This is a genomic window from Bacillus tianshenii, assembly GCA_020524525.2.
Lineage (GTDB): Bacteria > Bacillota > Bacilli > Bacillales > Bacillaceae_N > Bacillus_AV.
The window spans coordinates 2,361,870-2,381,143 of sequence record CP129018.1; the positions used below are offsets into that span (position 1 = coordinate 2,361,870).

Consider the following 19,274-nt stretch of genomic DNA (forward strand, 5'->3'; position numbering starts at 1 on the left):
TGTAGCAACGGGTGCCACAAATAACAACACAGCTAACTGTACCATATTCTAAAAGTTATTGTCAACGATTATCGAGCAATTTCGCTGACTCGATTAGTTCAGCAGCTTCTCCTAAGCGACGAATATGAAATCTTTGCTTTAATGCAGCATTACGAACAAAAAAGATTTGCTTACGACATACTGCCTCAAGGTGCTCGAACCAATGCTGCTTAACGTATTCTGCAAAGGCCGGCAACACCTCAATAAGCACAGCTTCATCATCACTGCCTGCATACTCTATGAGTTCCTGTTCTAATTGTGTCACAGACGCCTCCTCTGTGAACGTTTTCCCTGTACCGTGACAACACGAACACTTCTCAGTTAATAGCTCACTGACAGACTGACGTGATTTCTTTCGCGTTACTTCCACAAGCCCTAAGCGTGTAAAGCCAATAATATGTACCGTCATCCGGTCTTTCGCCGTTTCTTGCCGAAGAATTTTCAATACTTCTTGCTTAAATTTCGACTGCCTCATGTTTATAAAATCAACCAAAATGATGCCACCAATGTTACGGATACGAAGCTGACGTGCAATTTCCTTTGCGGCTTCCTTGTTCACATCCGCTAATGTTTTCTCCTTATTTGTCCGTCCCGTAAACTTTCCTGAATTCACATCAATGACCGTTAGCGCTTCCGTCTGTTCGATTGTAATATTTGCCCCATTTTTCAGCCAAACGAACGGCTTTACTGCTTTTTCAACAGCTGTTTCAAGCTTATAAGCCACAAATATATTTTCTGAGTTCTTATGAAGGTGAACAGGAATAGATTCATATCCGAAGAGCTGTAGCTGATCAACAAGCAATCGTTTCCCTTCACTTGAATCGACAATGAGCTCATCACATGCAGAAAGAGGCCATTCATGAATGACCCGTTCAACAATCGTTTGCGGACGTACGAGCGGAGCAGGCGCTGACAGTTGTTTGGCCTTCATAAAGGTTTGGCTTGCTTTCTCCTTTAAGAACATCCACTCTCTTTCAATTTGCTCATCTGAAGTGGAGGCGCATTCTGTCCGAAAGATAATGCCTTCTTTCTCTTGACGTAACCTGATCCCTAATTTTGTGAGCCGCTCGCGTTCCTGTTCATCTTCAATTTTTTTCGAAACAGCTGTGTACTCACTGTTCGGCATATAAACGAGATATTTCCCCGGAAATTCGACAAGCTCTGTGACGACAGGACCTTTCTCGCCGACACCTTCTTTTTTCACTTGAACGATTAGCTCCTCGCCTTCGTGCACGAGCGATGAAATTTCTTTCTTCTCTGCACTATTTCGAAAAGCAGTCAATTCTTTACGTTCTAAGTAAGCGAATTTCTCAAAGCCGATATCAACGAATGCAGCCTGCATCCCAGGTACTACTTGGCGGACTCTTCCTTTAAAGATTTCCCCGACAATGTCATCATGACCAATACTTTCAATCATCAAGTCTTGCAGCTTTTCATTTTCAAGCCATGCAGCCTGCTTTTGGATGGATTTCACAGATAAAATAATTTGGTTCATACCTTCACCTAGCTTCTTTTCTTTTTTCCATCCTACATTTTAGCCGAAAAGTTCACCAACTGTACAGTTTGTCTGCTTTTCAGCAAAAAAAGCGTGCAGCACTTCATTTTCATCAAGTGTCAGTTGTCCACCGCCTTTTAATTGCATAATAATTTGGTGCTTATATCCACGGCAAAAGCCTGAGAAGACTTCATGCAAGTACGTCGTTTCCTCAACAAGAATGGATTTAAGCTGAGATATTTCCGTCTGCCTGCCATAATAGCGCTCAAGCAGAAAGCGCACATGCGTAAATTTCTGTTGTTTCCATTCTAAGACTTGAGACAACAACAAGAACCCAAGTATGATCCAAAGATTTAAATGATAGTAAGAAAAGATAAGATGAAGAAGAAGAACGATGCCAAATGCCGTAAAGGAAACAAGCAGCGCATAGCGATAAGCTTGAAGAAAAGGAACTCGACTTGAAAAAAGCGTTAATAGAATCCGCCCACCATCAAGCGGCCAGATTGGCAGTAAGTTAAAGGAAAGAATCATAACATTATGAAGAACAAATATGTTATGGAAGGTTTCTCCGATAAGTCCTGTTAGAAACAGAAGATATGACAGCCCAATCATCCAAACGTGCTGTGCTGGTCCTGCTAAAATTACGAGCATCTCTTCCTTTAACGGCCTGTTGCCATGTTCGTCAACCTCCGCTACCCCGCCAAATGGAAACAGCTCAATTTTCTTGATTTTCCAATTAAAAAAATGGGCCGTTGCGGCGTGACCCATTTCATGAATGAAAATAATTGCAAACACCATCGCCGTCTCCATAAATCGTCCTGACAACACACCAATTGCAGCAACAATCCAGAACAGCGGATGGATTGTACATTTTTTCATCAAGGAAACGAATTTACTCAAATTTGATCACCTGACTTGGATCGATGAATTCGCCATCACGCTTCATCGCAAAATAAAAGGAACCTGAGTGATTCTCTGCATTTGAAACCTTTCCAAGCGTCCCTTTCTTCTCAACCCATTCATAAAGTGCGACATCGATATTTTCAAGATGGCCGTACCATGTTTCAGTTCCATCTGGATGCTGAACGACGACAGTCTTACCGAGTTCGTCTTTCACACCTGCATAGATGACGACGCCTTTGTCAATCACCTCCACCTCAATACCTTGCCCTGTTGCTAACATGACACCTTGTCCATTCTTCTCAAATGTCTCCAGCACCTTCCCTGTTACAGGCAAAGCATAATCGAGCGGCTCATCAACGTTTTGCGCCTCCTGCGGCTTTTCTTGTACTGGAAGAAGCGACACAGGCGTCCCAAACGTTTCGTTATACCACTTTGACACGGCGGCAAACTGAAATTCTTGTTCAAACGTCTTCTCAACAAATGCCCTCGCTGAATCTAGCTGCGGATGCTGCGTCTTAAAAAGAATACCAGTCGTTAAAAATAAACAGCTAGCAAGCATCACCTGCATCACAAGCTTTTCTGGTGAAAATGTCTTTTTCTTTCCATCTTGCTGAAACGACGGTTCAAACAAATTCCCATCCGGCGGCGCGCCGAACCGTTCTTCATCTGAGGGAATAAAAGAAGCACCTGACCGCGGCGTACGAACAGGCTGCTGAAGCTTCCGTTGCTTCTTCCGCCGCTCAATTCGTTTGCGAGCTTCATTCACACGATTTCTCATCACTCACCATTCCTTCACTCTCTTGGCTTTGTACATCATATGACTTGTCCGAGAGAGATATGACCAGAAAAGGGGGAAAGAGAAATCGGTCGGCTGGTGAAATAAAACAAAAAAACACTTCGCAGAACCGAAGTGTTTTTAACGAATGCCGAAGAAGCGTTTGACCTTCTCCATAACTGTTGGTTTGTCTTCTAATGAAAGTAATGGTACGGATTCACCAAGGATGCGTCGCGCCATGTTTCGATATGCGATTGATGCCTTACTAGACGGGTCGAGCGCAATTGGCTCACCGTTATTTGAAGCTTTAATGACACTATCATCATCTGCAACGATACCTAGTAATTCAATCGAGAGAACATTCACAATCTCATCAACATCCAGCATGTCACCATTTTTCATCATATGATTACGGATACGATTAATAATTAAGCGCGGTGCTTCAATTTCTTCTTGCTCAAGCAAACCGATAATCCGATCAGCATCTCTTACAGAAGAAATTTCAGGCGTTGTAACGACGATTGATTTATCTGCACCAGCAACAGCATTTTTGAAGCCTTGCTCAATCCCTGCAGGACAATCGATTAAAATATAATCATAGTCTTCTTTTAACTCTTCAACGACTTTTTTCATTTGTTCTGGGCTTACAGCTGATTTATCTTTCGTCTGTGCAGCTGGAAGCAAATACAAGCATTCAAAGCGCTTGTCCTTAATCAATGCTTGGTTCAAACGACAGCGCTCTTCTACGACATCCACCAAATCGTAGATGATTCGATTTTCTAATCCCATTACAACATCTAAGTTTCGCAGCCCAATATCTGTATCTAATAGGCAGACTTTCTTTCCTGATAAGGCAAGCGCTGTACCGAGATTGGCAGTCGTAGTTGTTTTACCTACGCCGCCTTTTCCCGATGTTACGACAATTGCATCACCCACATCACATTCCCCTTTCTAGCCTCGTTAAATTCGGTCTAAGATGTGTCAATGTCTGCAGACGGTCTAAGATGATCTGTTTTTTCTCTCTATCTATGTAGGCACATTCCATTTCACTGGTTCCATCGTCTGAAGATGAATCAGGAGCACGGCTAATATAATCACTGATTCGCAGTTGAGCCGGCTTCATAACTGAAGCAGCGACAACCGAATTCTCCTCTCCGTAGCAGCCGGCATGCGCAATTCCTCGCAGTACGCCCATTACGAAAATATTTCCACCAGCCATAATCGTTCCTCCAGGGTTCACATCACCGATTAATAATAAATCACCCGGTACCTCTAACACTTGACCAGACCGGATAATCTTTGTTACAGATACAATCTCAGAGCTTCGTTTCCATTCAATCGCAGCTTGTTTGGAAATGACATCTGATTCGATCGTTTCAACAACAAGGTTCTTTTTTCCACGAATCAGCTTTCGTATATCTTCTTCCTGCTCCTTCCGCAAATAGCGGTTTCCTGTCTTGATATGAACGGTGATAAGCGGAACATCTTCTTGTTGTTGATGATTCGAAGATAACTTTTCCTCAAGTTCATTCATAATGTCTTGAAACGAACAAGTATCATCTAGATATAATGTCAGCCCATCCTTTGTACCCTTCATCACAACTAACTGTTGTTTTTGTCCCATTCCGCAATCTCACCTCAATTCACATATATTCGACAAATTTAAAGGGTTTCCTCCAATATACCTTCGTAACGGAAACAGAGAAGTGTACATATCCCTACATAAGTAAATATTTCCTACAGCGCTTCTTTTCTTTTTTTGTAAAGCTGTTCAAGAAGTCTTCGCAATGGATAAAAAGCAATAATTGTGAAAACACTGTTCAATAGCAAAGTCGGTAACAAGCGAATATTCGTGAACACTTCCCATGACATATTGGCCGAACCAATCAAGGTGTACACACTGTAGTTAAACACTTCAAGCAGGGCTGTAGAAAGGATGCCAAGCAATAAAACAATAAACAAATTCGCATGCAGCATCCTTTTTGCATAACCCATCAAATAAGCGATTACCCCGTACATAAACATATGTATGCCGAGCACTTCCGTATAGAAAACATCGAACAGAAAGCCGAAAATAACCCCTTCATATACCGCATGCTGACGGTCATAATAGATACCAATCATAATTAATAAAATTAATACAAAACGCGGGACAAAGATTCGCTCAGCTCCGAATACTTGAGCTCCAAGTAAATCTACAAAGACACTTTCCATAATGAAAAAGAAAAAGATAATGAGAGGAAGGATATATCGACTCAACTCGCTTCCTCCTCACTTTCTTCAGCCTCTCCCTCAGCAGGTGTTTCATACTGAGAGTCAAGCTTAGAAATTGCCGACCGGTCAAGAATCATCACATGATCAATGTTATAAAATTCAGCTGCTGGCTTTACAAACGCCGTTTGCGTTAGCCCGTATTCATCTGGTTCGACTTCAGTAATTTCTCCGACGACAAGCCCGCGTGGAAAGACGCCTCCGAGCCCAGAAGTAATAACGGTTTCGCCTTTCTTCACCTTTAAGTTTGCGGGAAGACGCTTAAGCTGGAGTGCTTCCTTCTCATCTTCATAACCTTCAATCAACCCAAAGGCATTTTCATTTCCTTTTACAATCGCGGAAATCCGATTTGTTCGGTCAAGGTCACTTAACAGCTGAATGGTCGATGTATATTGCGACACATTTTTCACTTTTCCGACTAGCCCTTGTGCTGTAACAACGGCCATATTTTTCTTCACACCATGCTGTGCACCTTTATTGACAATAATAAGCTCATCCCATTGTTCAGGGTTACGCGCAATGACGGTAGCTTGAATGGAGGTGAAACTTCGCAAGCTTTCCTTCTTGTCAAGCAGGTTACGCAGCCGTTCATTCTCTTCTTCAAGCTCTTTCGATTTCACCGATAGCGCAACGTACTCATCAAGCCTTGATTTTAATAGCTGATTTTCCTTATACACATCGCGAATTTCTCCGACGTTTTCAAAGAAACCCGCTGCATATTGAGCGGGTCGATGAAAGACTGATTGAAACCAACCGACAGAGTCTTTCACAAATTGTTCCGGCCATGTTAATTTATCCCTGTCATTAATCGAAAGTCCAATTAACGTAACGAGTAAAATAATGCTGATAAGCAGCAGAATCAAGCGTTTGTTCAAAAAAAATTGTGGCATGTTTTACACCTTCTTACGAAAAGCGCAGAGCGCCAGACATTCGGCTTCCTGTCTCCGACTGCCTCCAAGATGTGTTCGCCTTGAGACGGTGAGCCACTGGCGCTCGGAGCTAGACATCGTTGAATTTTTTTAGTTATGTTTTGCGTGAACGAGAAGTGATTCCTTGCTTAGATCGGAATAAATGAAGGTTTTCTAATGCTTTTCCTGTTCCAATTGCAACACAATCTAACGGCTCTTCAGCGACAAGCACTGGCATCTTTGTTTCTTCACTAATCACTTTATCTAAGTTACGAAGCAATGCCCCGCCACCTGTTAAAACAATCCCACGGTCCATAATATCTGCCGCAAGTTCTGGCGGTGTCTTCTCAAGTGTATTCTTTACAGCTTCGACAATTGAATCAACTGTATCCTGCAATGCACCTGTAATCTCATCTGCTGTTATGGTAATCGTCTTCGGCAGTCCTGTTAACAAGTCACGACCGCGAATATCCATATCTTCAATGCTTTCTGCCTTAGAAGCCGATCCGATCTCAAGCTTAAGAGCTTCTGCTGTTCGTTCACCGATCATAAGGTTGTATGTTTTCTTAATATGTTGAATAATCGCGTCATCCATTTCATCACCTGCGACACGAATAGACTGACTTGTAACGATTCCGCCTAATGAAATAACGGCTACTTCTGTCGTTCCACCGCCAATGTCAACAACCATACTTCCTGTTGGTTCCCAAACCGGTAAGTTCGCACCAATTGCCGCAGCAAACGGCTCTTCAATTGTAAATGCTTCCCGCGCGCCAGCTTGCTTTGTAGCGTCCTCAACAGCACGCTTTTCAACTGCGGTAATTCCAGATGGCACACACACCATCACGTTCGGTTTGCGTGAAAAAGCAGACTGATTCTTTTGAGCCTGCTTAATAAAATGCTTTATCATAATTGCAGTTGTTTCAAAATCGGCGATAACCCCATCCTTCATCGGCCTTACAGCTACAATGTTTCCAGGTGTTCTACCGATCATATTCTTCGCATCATTTCCTACTGCTTCGATCGATCCTGCATCCGTACGTAACGCGACTACAGACGGCTCACGAACAACAACACCTCTTCCTTTCACATAAACGAGGGTGTTCGCTGTTCCTAAGTCAATGCCCATATCTCGCGAAAAACCACCTAAACCTAGCATGTATGTATCTTCCTTTCTTAATGTCCAAACGAATTACATATTTGAATATATTTTTCCTAAAAGGCAATTTGCGTTCTTAGTTCAAACGTTTAACATTTTAATTATAAGACAAAAAAAAGGAAAAGGATAGTGTTACACATACCCTTTTTCTTTCATGCTTACATATTTTCTTTCCCCAATTATTAGGTGGTCTAACATTTCTATGCCAATTAATTTTCCACATTCCACAAGTCGTTTCGTTACTTCAATATCTTCTCTGCTAGGGCTGGGGTCGCCAGAAGGGTGATTATGAATACAGATGATCGAGGCAGCTGAGCGTCGGAACGCTTCTTTGAAGACCTCACGCGGATGCACGATCGAGGCATTCAAGCTTCCGATAAAAATGGTTTGTTTGTGGAGGACTTGATTTTTCGTATTTAAATAGAGGCATATATACCTCACATAAATACAAAGATAAGCCTCTTGGTACCTTATTCTAAGTTTATTACACCCAAATGCCGGTACTCAAGGTAATTTAGGTGGTAACTTTTTCTACTCAGAAACAGCATTGTCTATTTGGAAAATTTTTCTCTTCTATATAAATGTGTATGTTTTGCAATTAAGAAAGGATAATATTACCTTCGGTTAGGTTTACTGAAATATGACAGTACAGGTAAGAGGTTTATAGAAAGTTAAAATTATTCTAATAAAGCCGCTTAACATTTAGTTTAGCGGCTTAAATTCAGGAAGAACATTTATTTCTTTGTAATCCAGGAACATTGAACAGACATACCCTCCATTGCCAACCCAGTCATGTGTAATACACTTAACTGCATGCTCCACTAGCTCTTCAATAGAAGGTTTATGTTCAAACCCAAGATAAGCAATGTAGATGTCACCTTCTTCTCCATTCCAGTCTTTGAAGAATACAATTGATACTTGGTATTTTTGCTCTGGCATTTGGTTCACTCCTTTTGTTTTGTTAACAAAAGGATATGATTTTTAATCGTATGAATCAAAACAGGGATTTGTTAAATTCGCACTTTAAATTCTGTTAAGCTTTGTCAATATGCGTCGAAAATAGCGTGGTTTGGGCTTGAATTTCTCTATTCAAGATGCGAATTTATGAAATTGGTATTTTTATTTTTTCTAATAAAAAAACCTTACTCATTAGAGTAAGGAGCAAGTTAATAAGGGTGGTAAAAATCTATAAAAATTATAATAAAGGCTAAAGAGGTAATCGGAAAAACAATATCCCCTATAGAAATTCTTCCTTTTACTTCTTTTTTAAAGAATGGAATTAGACCTAGGGTGAAATGTTGAATAAAGTATAATAGGCTAAATACAATAAGAAAAGTTCCAAACACAGATATCCCATTTAATATTAAATTCAAATTCAACCCTCCTTTTCCATCTTTACTTTATTAATTATTTTTATTTTCTAACGCATTGAGTAACTTGCTTAATTCTTCAGGAGTTTCAATATCTAAGTCATCCATATACTCAGTCATAATCATTTCTTTATGTTCACGCTTTTGTTTATCATTAAGGAAGTTATTCACTTCGGATATAATGCTATTGCTTTGAAATTCCAAAGAACCAGGTCCATCTTGACTTGGAGGATTAATCGTTATCCCTCCACCTGCAGCTGAAACAATCAACACTCCTAATGCAAGAATTGAAAGCATTGGACCTCTTAATTTTACCTTTCCGGGTGAATTTACATTTATTTGAGTTTCAATAGCGTCCAGGTCCATATAAATTTTATCCGAAAACTCATTTAATTCATCGGCTAAATCGAGAATTTCTTTTCCTAGTGCAAAAAAAGATAACATTGGAATGTTCTCTTCTTTCTTCACTTTTAAAGATAATTGAGCATATTCTCCTCTTATATAAAAATCATGGATCATACTTTCAATTACATCATTATATTCATTTGCATCCGTAATTGTGTGTTGAGCATGTTGCAGAAGTTTGAACATAGGCATATCAACATCCCATTTGTGCACCTCTTTAATCCATTTTACCTTTTTCCTTTTCTCATAAGGGCATAACTTAGGATTAGCTTCTAATTCTTCTTCTGTAACAGCTTCTATATAACACTCATCTTCTAATACTTCCCCAATGGAAAACTTATTAGACGAAACACCTGTAATAACTACTGTGTCACCTTTTTTTATATGATTTTTAAAAATTCTTAGTTGGCTCGCAGTAGTGCCAGGTCTAGGTTTATCAGGGTAGTGTTCTTTTATCTTATGTGTCAATTCTTCATTGGTCAAATTATTAATATCTTCTAACTTAATCTCTTCCCAATTGATGCCTATGAACCCTTTCCTTCTAAATTCCCCGTAATACTTTCCTGATTGAGTTCTTACTAACCAGTAGTTCTTATCAGCCGGAATTACTGGAAACATATTCATAGCGATCCCCCCACTTATGTAATTTTTTTCTTTTTTCACTTTACTATAAAGTAGCAAACAAAAAAAGTCTTAACACAAATAAAATATAGCCCTGATGCTGCCACCAGGACCTTCAACAACTACTCATATGGTCGGTACTTCTTTCGAAGTTGCCCGAACTCTTTTTTCTTTTCTAAAATACTGCTCTTCAAGAAGACCTTAGGCTATTCCTTAGCTGGCTGTAACTTACCGCCTCTTACTAAATGTCCTATTCGAGCTTTTGATACCCCAAGCAACTCTGCCGCTTCTTTCACAGACAAAAGTTGTTCATTCAAATAGTCCAATAACTCTTAAGCGGATACAAAATGGTATTTCATTATTCTTACCTACTTCCAAAAGGTTTACTTAATGCGAACAGGCTGACTACCAAAGCTTAGACACTAACGATCATTGTTATCATGCCCACTTAAACCCCTCCTCGCTATGTGCTATTTTTCAGATTGGGAACGGAGGCGCAATCCCTAATGCTTACTTGACATCGGCTTACTTGTCGGTATCTTTTTGCTTTCGCGCCCTTATCATGTACAGGTTGATGAAAGTAGTGAGCAAATTTGTAATTGCTGTGATTAGCAGTATCCACTTACTTCAATATATAAGCCCTCACAAAATTGGAGGGCTTTATTGTTATTTCAATTCTTTCTGCAGTTGCTTCAAAGCCCACTTCCCACTCCCACTTGAAGTACCTTTCTCATGCAGTAGTTTAGCTAGGTACAAAATTTGATTTGTGTTGTATTTCTTCTCCATAAACTCACCCCTTATGACAGCTTCATAATCAAATTCAGGGCAGGCTTTCCAAGCGTACCCCGGGAATTCATTGTGCCCTTTGGTGCGCCTGTAGTTAGGCATGTCCTTTTTTAACGCATAATGCAAGTCGTACAAAGATTTCTTTTGTTCATCCGTGGGTTCTTCACTCCTAAAATCACCAACAAGACAAATACCGATAGCCTGCTTATTGGAATTTCCTACGTGATAACTTAACACACCAGGATTGTGACACCAGATAATTGTTCCATCCTTTAAGATAACAAAATGATATGCAATTCCTGGCCAACCGTGAGTACGAACATGGTAACGAGCAAATGCTTCAGCAGAACCCTCTTTAGTAAGTGAATGGTGAATAGCTTGATCACGTTTAGATCCAATTCCATAATCCTTATACTCCTTCCACGCATGAGAAGGCAGCTTGTAACGTCTATCAACAAGCAGCGGCAACAATTCAAAATTATACACTTTTTTCACCATCCCCAATACCAGGTGTAGCCGGGTCGATTACAATACCTCCAGCTACTAATACAGATAAAATTGCATCGACCAAACGTTGATATTCACCCGCATCTATAACATCAAATCTACCAAGAACTAACCCGGTAAGAGAAAAAAGAGCTACCCAAAAAGGATAGCTGCGCAACCGAGATTTAACATCGATTTTACTCATCTTAAAAACCTCCATTCAAAAATTTATTTAATGCTGCTATCAATTGAAAAAGCCACGGCGAGGCTACCGTGACTGTTAAGCCAATAATCCATTTCCGATTGTTTTTTCTATCTTCTTCAGTCTCCTGTACGACTTCCATTGCTCTTTTTGCTAATTCAGTCGCTTCTTTCGCTTGAGCTAGAGCTTCTTGGCTACGCTGGTCTGCCGTTACTGCAACATCTGTTTTCTCTTCCATATGCGTCATGCGTTGTTCCAGTCGCTGTAACACCTGGCCCATCCCCTTTACTTCATCGAATATTTCCCGAAATCCAATTGTTACACCATTTTGCTCCAAACCTCTTACCTCCTTTTTTCATAAAAAATAACGCTTTAATTTAGCGTCTTCATAGTTACCTCTGTATGTGATTGTTGAGCCAGTATTGTTTATGAATTCAACCGAATAGTTCCCCCATTTAATTGCAATCTCACTGCTGTCCGCCTGTCTGTACTTTCCTTTGAGTCGCAAATCAAAGGATATATTTCTGTTTGCTGCTTCACCTGCAGATGAAGCAATTTCTAACAAAAAGGCAAAACCAATAAAGTCAGGCGAACCATCTGGTGTGGAAGAATAAAATTGTTTAATCTCTTCCCATGTTAGCGATTCAATATCTGCTTTTGTGTTCCCTTCTGCGGCAGCAAGTTGAGCATCCGGACCACCTCCTTCAGTTAAACTGGAACCTACAAGTACAAACGAAATTCCATCCCATTTGTACCAGTCAATTCCGTCTCTTGTGAGCAAAACTCGAACATGGCCGTTGCCGCTTTCCAAGAATTCAAGCAAAATCTGATGTATCTCTTTCACATCACGCAAATCAAAAAGCCCGTCTGCGATGACGAGCTGAGCTTTTGGAACGGCGCTTATTTGTTGCTGCATTGATGGCACTGTACTATCTGGATTAGCCACACGATAAAAAAGTTTTCCGTCAGTTAAAACAGGCGCTACGATTGTAGGGTCAATCGCTTCCATTCCATAATCATTAAAATCAACTTCTGTCGGTTCTGCAGCTGTTGTTACAACTTCCCAAGCCCCCGTTTGTTGGTTATAGGTTTTCCATGCATTTTCGTGGTAAACCAAAGCCTTAATAACTGATAATCGCTCTATCTCTAGAATTGGTCGAAATCCACCTAAATTAGTTAAATGGGCTGTTCCATTTGCACCTGCAGACCAAGATGATGCAAACTCATTACCTCTACTGCTTCTGTAGGCAGACGAGGAAGATGTCGTAGAACTCCAACTCCATATACCATTCCAATTCCAAACATTATTGTCCCCGGCCACAAAAGAATGTTCGTATATACCTAATTTACTAATACAAATAGGAATACTTCCGGAACCACCGTCATTTCGAACTCCATTCGATATGAATAAACGGTAATCTTCGTATAGTGTGTCGTTGTCAATTGTAAAATACTTCTCTACGTTAGGCCTCCAATTCGTGTAAGTTATAGTTTGTGTGTCTAACGTTACCCAGCTAGACCCATCGTATCCTTGAAACTCCCATGCAGTAGGTACGTATGCTATATTCCCAGTGGTGGACGGGAAGTAAGGAACCTTTATCCCGTAAGATTTTACAACTTTGGTTTTTTTATGTTTATAGCTTAACCACGAAGGAAATGTACCATTACTTTCCCAAAAATCTGAATTGTCATTATTAAATGCTTTATACCCGAGGGTGATACCAGCGTCTGCATACGTCGAACTTTGGTTAACCACACCCTCAGGAGTTGTGTTACTTGTCATATTTGGAACAGAACTTACGTTGTTAACAATGTACTTATCCCATTCATTATTAGGGTCGGTAGCATCTATGCCGCCTGTTAGTATTCGAGTAACATAATTAAAATCACTAGACTGAAACGTATTTCCGTCGTTCATAACTACTCTAATGTTATCTACATAAAAATCCGCATACCTTAGTACTGCTACGGATTCAACACTTCCTCTAAACTCAATAACTTTTTTGCCAGTAAGATTAGAAACATCGATTTCTTGATTTAAAAATTCAACGTTCCTTTCCGTTTTATCCCAGTACGTTACCCCGTCAACGATAAAATAAGAATGTCCGTAATTATTCTGAACATCCTCGTGGGATAAAGTTTTGGCATCAAAAATAATCTTGTCAATATTGGTAAGGTCTACTGTTTGTTGTATTCCTATATGGTGCTGGGACGAGAAAGTACTACTATACGCACAGTTAAGGTAAAAAGATTTCCCACCACTTGTGGACCAATCTGTTTTTACACCAGTCCCTTTTGTTCCATCTGCTTGAGGTAAGTGTTTATTAAAAACCCAACCTATACTTTCACCTAATTCAAAATCACTGTTTATAATAGGGGATTCTACTTCTAGACTTGATAAAGGAACACCACTACCACTCGCAATACCTGCACTATTCAACGTATCCCAACTAATACTGTGTTGAATATTTCTGTCAGCTACTAAACGTTTTCTCCCGTTCCAATCTTCCACCATGATGTAATAGAAATCTCCATTAGGTGTAGCTGAACTTGATGTAGGAATAAAATCATTAATTCCATCAACATATGTTTCTTCTCCTAGATTAGAAAAAGCACCGACTTTATTTGCACTTGCAGTATAGTGACACCGAATGCGTTTACCTACTTCTAGATCACGAATGTCAGTTACTTCGTCTGGATGAAGGAGTCTGCCTGTGTTATCTATGTCGATATCAGACAAACTAAAAATAGTTGAATCATTACTTCTAAATTTTATACTATGTTTTACATTTTCTAATCCGCTTATCTCGTAAAAGAGAGTACTTTCTTGGTCAGATCCTAACTCACTAAAGCTATCAATGATTAGACCGTCTAATTCTACTTGAATATCTGAACTTCTAGTTGTATATCTCCATCCAATAAACCTAAATTTTGTACCAATGAAATCAATAGAAATTTCTACATCTGTTGATATTTGATTGTAAGAATCGTTAAAATCTAACCCTTCACCTTTTAACGGGATATTTCTGTAGGAATACCTCTTCCAACCACTTTCGGGTGAAGTTATTTGATTGCCAACAGACGCAACTAGCTCTCCACTTTGCACATCTAACGCATCTAAAGTAGCCATCCCATTAGTAGGGGTAATCACTACATTGTATATTACATTTTTATCTAAATTTAGTAGTTCAAATATTAAGGTTATGTTTTGAGCTGAACCTGCTTCGTTGTAATGATACTCTTGTCCGTTTATTGTAATTTTCACATCGGTTGATCGATTAGATGCACGGTACGTAATAATTCTAAGACCTGTTCCTTTGAAGCGAAATTGAACTTGACCTGATGAGCCAAAATAATAATGTGTTCCACCATACAAGTTGGGGCTCGATTCTGACCCTCCGCCTTTTAAATTAATATAACTATGCTTATTGTCATACCTTTTCCATCCGCTCTCTGGGGCTGTAAGTTGATCACCTACTGTAGCCATTTACAACTCACTCCTTTCTTTTAGTTTTCTTTGTATTGAAACACAGGGCGGAAACCCCTACTAGAAAAAATTTCGTTACTTAATTGTCCGTGTATAGACAAAGAAGAATCATACCCTCTCCCAATTCTATGCTTATTTCTTACGTCAGTTCCCAACCATCCATTTACAGGTGTTTCTTGACATAGCGTTACAATTCCACTCCAATGAAACACTTCATCTAAAGTAGCCCCATCTGCAATTAACTTACTAGGAAAATTCACAATGTATTTATCCCACTCATTATTCGTTGGAAAGCCACCATACCCTTTATCTGTTAAACTCATATTTCCATTTTCGTCTGCGCAAGCACAACCACCTGTGAGAGAACGAATGTATCCATTTTTAACGATAGTGTTATTTTCATCTAGGAGGTTAGAGTACTTTCCCTCTATCCACTTCTTGCTATTTAGCCAATCCCAACTTTGTGAATGAAGAACCACTCTATCTGCTACTAATAACCCTTTGGCTACTTTAATGCCGTACCAATAATACCCTGACATACCTGTTACTCCACCTATCGGAGATTCTGAATTTCCATTATCTACGTTTATTTGCCAAGAGTCGTAGTCAACCCAATTCCATAAAATATAATCCCCGATCTTCATATCCACTATATTTGTCCTTAACTGTCCTGTTGTTGCTGGCGCTGGCATATTAACCACCTCTATACTTTCTTTAAAAATGAACCTCCTAAAAACTAATTCTTTCAACATTCTTAAACTGTCTAACGTCAATCTGCCCTTCAAATACTTTCACTGAACCTTGCACACCAACTTCATTCATCTCAGATGTGTATTCTGTCTTCAACTTCATCTCACCATCGAAAACAACATACTGGCTATCAAATTTAAAGTCTGAAGCTTCACCATTTGTAAAGCTAGAATAATCGATTGACACGTCTGACTCTCCTTCTAAAATCAAGGCAAACGCGTGTCTGTCAAACGTAAAATTCGATGTTGAAAGGTTGATTGATTTGACGTCTCCTGGTCCAGCTGAAAGTTTAACAAATTGCGAATATCCATTTCCCCCACTGGAACTGACGATGGGCTGTATTTTCCCTGAATTCACATCATTCTCAAATACTTCAGATGAGGTAAAATCAATAGAAGCAATGTATATAGCTCCATTTTTTACAATTAGGTTATTTACTTTATACTCCTCGCCCTGCTGCCATTCTTTTGCTCCACCTTGAGATGAGATTGTGATTGTTTTTCCGATTGGATCTACGGTCAAATCGATGTTTTCACCTTGTAATAATTCCACGACATCATTCACTGTTGTTGCAGCAACATCCACTCCATTAGCCCGCACTGTTGCAAAATATTTGTTTTCACCAAGTCCATATTTGGCTAGCTGCATCTTAGAAGGCATACACGTTCACCTCACTCATGATCAATAAAAATTTCAAATTGCAAAGGTTCTAATCCAGTATATTGCGGAGCACCCTTCTCAACCTTTAGCCAAAACATCTGCTCTCCGCCTGGAACCAACGATGTAATTGCCAGTGTATCGCTATAAGTACCTGGAACGCCTCCAACGTCTGAAGATATGTCAGCCCACTGGTACCCGAATTTTGAATCGTACTGTTGAACCATTAGTTCAATATTTTGTGCAGTCATTACATTACTTGGGTTTTTTAGCGTCATTTGTACTTCCAGTTTTCCGTTCTGCATGTAACCGATATCTGTCTCTGTATCAGGTGCAAGTTCAGCTCCATTTTGTTCAACGATTAGATATGTTCCGTATTCATATACATCGCCGCCATAAAATTCTGAATCAATAGAGCCTATTAATGTATTGGTTTCATCTTTAACGTCTATTCTGCCGCTTAATGCGAGACGAGGAATTTCAAAAAGCACATAAGTGGTGCTTTGTTCAACTAGTTTTGATGAAACAAGTGAATTCGAATCATCATACAGTTCAACATTCCAACCAGGGAGTACATTTGTAATATAGAGTTTATCCCCTTTGCATAACACCATCCTATCTACATCAAAAGGAATGGTGCTGCCGCTTTTTAAAATTACACCAGCCTTTCCAGCTTCAAGTTCTGCGCTGTCTATATATTCAACTGTATCTCCTGTAACTCCGTAGAAGTCCCACACAAGCCCCATTCTTACTGCACGATATTTATCGTAGCTCTTTCCGCTAGTAAGCAACGTTTCTAGCAATTCGATTTTTGTTTCACTATCTTTCCAAACAATTAAGCCTGCCCTATCTACACTTTCGACTGGTACAAAGTCTGCCCAGAATTCAAGTGCTATGTCTTGTACAGGCAAATTAAAAAGCGCAAGAGTGTCTCCTGCGCTTGGCATTAATCTTAAATAACCTGGATTTTCTGTAGCATTAGCTTGACCTGAAATATTCCACCTAGAGTCTAGTATGTCAAATTGGTCATTTACAATAAGACCCGTTTCCCTGCGGTACATCCGCATAGCTGTCACCGCCTTAATAAAACTTTCTCCAATCCCAAATTGAATAAAAATTCGGCTTACCGAGCATTAGCCAAATTAATTCTTCTTCATCAATAAGCGTGCCAGGAATAGTTCCGCCTGGGATAATGCTTTCCCATCGATTTATTCTTTTGAAAGTCTCTAAAAATACATATATAGCACCCTTCTCAATAAATCGATTGCCCGACACATCCATGTGATATAGGGAAGGGATAATCTTTTTAGCATTTCCTGAATCATTAAACAAAAGCTGTGTATCGTAATGAAGATCGCGTGTGAATTTATCAAGCCAGTGCTGATAAGCATCATATACGTTTATTCGTGTACCGTTATGACCTTCATGCAATATAACATGTGAATGATTTACTCTTTCATTAAATCGACTTTCGAAGAAAAGCGAATCGCGTTCATTCTTCCGAAGGTACTCTTCGCTAAATAACTGTTTGCTTGTTATTAGTTTTTTTCTAGTCAGGTTTATTAAAGATGAATTCATCATGTGTTGGATTTCTTGTCTGCGTCCTTCAACATCTCTACTTAAAATGGACCGATAAAATTGTTTGACTGCAGCTGTTTGATAAATGTGTTGCAACGAAGTTTGCAAAGGGGATCCTTTGAATCGATAATTCTGTGAATTAGTTGCTTCAAATGTAATGTTTCTGATTGCTTTATCATGTGTGAACGTATGGCCAAAGAAACTGAGAGACCTTTTATAAGTGCTGATACTGCTTAAATTTGCTAACCTCATTTGGTTTAATTGCAGTCTAACGTTTTCAATCATAAAGGATGTATAGTTTAATAATCGATTTAGATAATCGTCTTGATGCTTTATTGTTTCTTTAATACCGTGTTTGACTGATTGTTCTTTATGAGATGTAACTGCAACCTTTGGTACCTGTTTATAGCGTTCATCTTCAAATAATAAAGATTCTTTGCCAAAGAGTTCCCCATTTTCTTTATTAAGATGAACTGACCGGTGTATAAATGCTTTTCGAAGTTCATCAGCTTGAACTTTCCCCGCATTCAGTGCAACTAACCTTAGTACCTTCTCCTGCTTCTCATTCAATGTATGGTGCTCATTTTGACGAGATAGTGTTAAGCTACTAGTTATTTCTGAATCATAAATATTGTTCCTCTTAATTATATGTGAACCAGCACTGACGGAATCTATTTCATTTAATCGTTTAGACGCTTGCGTGTTCGATATGCTAACCGATTGAACTCGATCACGTTCAGCTATGTGTTTATCCGTTATTTGTATTTCTTGCTCATTCTGCCTTGATACATAGCTTGGGTGTACAATCTCGATTTCATTTGACTGTATTTTTTGTACAGATTCACGCTTATTGTGGTAAACGTGATGTTTATGAATACGGTCACCTAGTTTATTTTCAACATGCTTGAATTCTCTATGCTTTGTTCCTGATAGTTTTACATCATTTTCTTTATGTGAAATGTTTTCTCTGTCCATTGAACTTTGCACTGATACAGCTGGTTCATAAACACTGTATTTATTCATTCTTTCTGCAGCTAAGAATGAATCTAGTACCGAATGGACGCTTTTAATTCTCTTTCCGTACGAATGTCCCTCAACCAGCTTGGCAGGCAATACAGAGCGTACAGGAAGCCTGAAAATATATCGAACTTTTGTATAAAGCCACGCCTTGTACATATTCAATTCAAAAGAATATTTTTTACTTAGCTCATGCTGGTTAACGTGCAACGCATATAGCTTTCTCAAGTATACGTCTGCTATCCGGCTTCTTATGATGTATGGATTAGGTTCACAATGAACATGTACTTTCAAAGCATACCGTTTTGATTTAAAAGAAGTGCTGGCTTTTATTCCATATTGCTTTACCTTCACCGGCCAGCACC

General features: G+C 39.4%; 20 protein-coding genes, 1 pseudogene and 1 other annotated feature (1 of these 22 only partly in view). All 21 genes and pseudogenes read right to left on the minus strand.

Annotation, left to right across the window (positions count from 1 at the left end; genetic code table 11):
• Nucleotides 1–11 (minus strand) — a sequence feature (ribosomal protein L21 leader region) (it extends 66 nt beyond the left edge of the window).
• Nucleotides 12–61: 50 nt separating this feature from the next.
• Entirely contained in the window at nucleotides 62–1,534 is a 1,473-nt protein-coding gene (locus LC040_11985) for an Rne/Rng family ribonuclease (GenBank protein WLR50003.1), read from the minus strand.
• A gap of 39 nt (nucleotides 1,535–1,573) precedes the next feature.
• Complete coding sequence (locus tag LC040_11990) at nucleotides 1,574–2,434, minus strand: M50 family metallopeptidase (protein WLR50004.1); 861 nt, start codon at nucleotides 2,432–2,434, stop codon at nucleotides 1,574–1,576.
• Entirely contained in the window at nucleotides 2,427–3,215 is a 789-nt protein-coding gene (locus LC040_11995; protein ID WLR50005.1) for a M23 family metallopeptidase, read from the minus strand. The genes LC040_11990 and LC040_11995 overlap by 8 nt, the downstream gene beginning before the upstream one ends.
• A gap of 138 nt (nucleotides 3,216–3,353) precedes the next feature.
• A complete protein-coding gene (gene minD, locus LC040_12000) occupies nucleotides 3,354–4,148 on the minus strand; it encodes a septum site-determining protein MinD (protein ID WLR50006.1) in 795 nt (264 codons plus the stop codon).
• 1 nt (nucleotide 4,149) lies between these two features.
• Entirely contained in the window at nucleotides 4,150–4,836 is a 687-nt protein-coding gene (gene minC, locus LC040_12005) for a septum site-determining protein MinC (protein WLR50007.1), read from the minus strand.
• Nucleotides 4,837–4,949: 113 nt separating this feature from the next.
• On the minus strand, nucleotides 4,950–5,471 hold the full coding sequence (gene mreD, locus LC040_12010) for a rod shape-determining protein MreD (protein ID WLR50008.1): 522 nt from the start codon (nucleotides 5,469–5,471) through the stop codon (nucleotides 4,950–4,952).
• Nucleotides 5,468–6,373: a rod shape-determining protein MreC gene (mreC, locus tag LC040_12015; protein WLR50009.1), complete on the minus strand. Its 906-nt coding sequence runs from the start codon at nucleotides 6,371–6,373 to the stop codon at nucleotides 5,468–5,470. Before mreC ends, mreD begins: the two co-directional genes overlap by 4 nt.
• 133 nt (nucleotides 6,374–6,506) lie before the next feature.
• Nucleotides 6,507–7,550 (minus strand): rod shape-determining protein, encoded by a 1,044-nt coding sequence (locus tag LC040_12020; GenBank protein ID WLR50010.1) that lies wholly within the window; start codon nucleotides 7,548–7,550, stop codon nucleotides 6,507–6,509.
• 132 nt (nucleotides 7,551–7,682) lie between these two features.
• Nucleotides 7,683–7,985 (minus strand): annotated as a pseudogene (gene radC, locus LC040_12025) (DNA repair protein RadC).
• A gap of 267 nt (nucleotides 7,986–8,252) precedes the next feature.
• Nucleotides 8,253–8,489, minus strand: a complete 237-nt coding sequence (locus LC040_12030) for a hypothetical protein (protein ID WLR50011.1) — start codon at nucleotides 8,487–8,489, stop codon at nucleotides 8,253–8,255.
• A 227-nt stretch (nucleotides 8,490–8,716) separates the two neighbouring features.
• Entirely contained in the window at nucleotides 8,717–8,923 is a 207-nt protein-coding gene (locus LC040_12035; GenBank protein WLR50012.1) for a hypothetical protein, read from the minus strand.
• Between the two features lie 30 nt (nucleotides 8,924–8,953).
• Nucleotides 8,954–9,949, minus strand: a complete 996-nt coding sequence (locus tag LC040_12040) for a hypothetical protein (GenBank protein ID WLR50013.1) — start codon at nucleotides 9,947–9,949, stop codon at nucleotides 8,954–8,956.
• Nucleotides 9,950–10,152: 203 nt separating this feature from the next.
• Nucleotides 10,153–10,263: a helix-turn-helix domain-containing protein gene (locus tag LC040_12045; GenBank protein WLR50014.1), complete on the minus strand. Its 111-nt coding sequence runs from the start codon at nucleotides 10,261–10,263 to the stop codon at nucleotides 10,153–10,155.
• 349 nt (nucleotides 10,264–10,612) lie between these two features.
• Nucleotides 10,613–11,218 carry a peptidoglycan recognition family protein gene (locus tag LC040_12050; GenBank protein WLR50015.1) on the minus strand — a complete coding sequence of 202 codons (606 nt, stop codon included), beginning with the start codon at nucleotides 11,216–11,218 and terminating at the stop codon, nucleotides 10,613–10,615.
• On the minus strand, nucleotides 11,211–11,423 hold the full coding sequence (locus LC040_12055; protein ID WLR50016.1) for a phage holin: 213 nt from the start codon (nucleotides 11,421–11,423) through the stop codon (nucleotides 11,211–11,213). The genes LC040_12050 and LC040_12055 overlap by 8 nt, the downstream gene beginning before the upstream one ends.
• A gap of 1 nt (nucleotide 11,424) precedes the next feature.
• Nucleotides 11,425–11,757 carry a hypothetical protein gene (locus LC040_12060; protein ID WLR50017.1) on the minus strand — a complete coding sequence of 111 codons (333 nt, stop codon included), beginning with the start codon at nucleotides 11,755–11,757 and terminating at the stop codon, nucleotides 11,425–11,427.
• Between the two features lie 18 nt (nucleotides 11,758–11,775).
• Complete coding sequence (locus tag LC040_12065) at nucleotides 11,776–14,907, minus strand: hypothetical protein (GenBank protein ID WLR50018.1); 3,132 nt, start codon at nucleotides 14,905–14,907, stop codon at nucleotides 11,776–11,778.
• A gap of 20 nt (nucleotides 14,908–14,927) precedes the next feature.
• Nucleotides 14,928–15,599 (minus strand): hypothetical protein, encoded by a 672-nt coding sequence (locus tag LC040_12070; GenBank protein WLR50019.1) that lies wholly within the window; start codon nucleotides 15,597–15,599, stop codon nucleotides 14,928–14,930.
• A gap of 37 nt (nucleotides 15,600–15,636) precedes the next feature.
• On the minus strand, nucleotides 15,637–16,317 hold the full coding sequence (locus LC040_12075) for a hypothetical protein (GenBank protein ID WLR50020.1): 681 nt from the start codon (nucleotides 16,315–16,317) through the stop codon (nucleotides 15,637–15,639).
• A gap of 11 nt (nucleotides 16,318–16,328) precedes the next feature.
• Complete coding sequence (locus tag LC040_12080) at nucleotides 16,329–17,381, minus strand: hypothetical protein (protein ID WLR50021.1); 1,053 nt, start codon at nucleotides 17,379–17,381, stop codon at nucleotides 16,329–16,331.
• A gap of 13 nt (nucleotides 17,382–17,394) precedes the next feature.
• Entirely contained in the window at nucleotides 17,395–19,263 is a 1,869-nt protein-coding gene (locus LC040_12085; protein WLR50022.1) for a hypothetical protein, read from the minus strand.
• Nucleotides 19,264–19,274 lie beyond the last annotated feature (11 nt).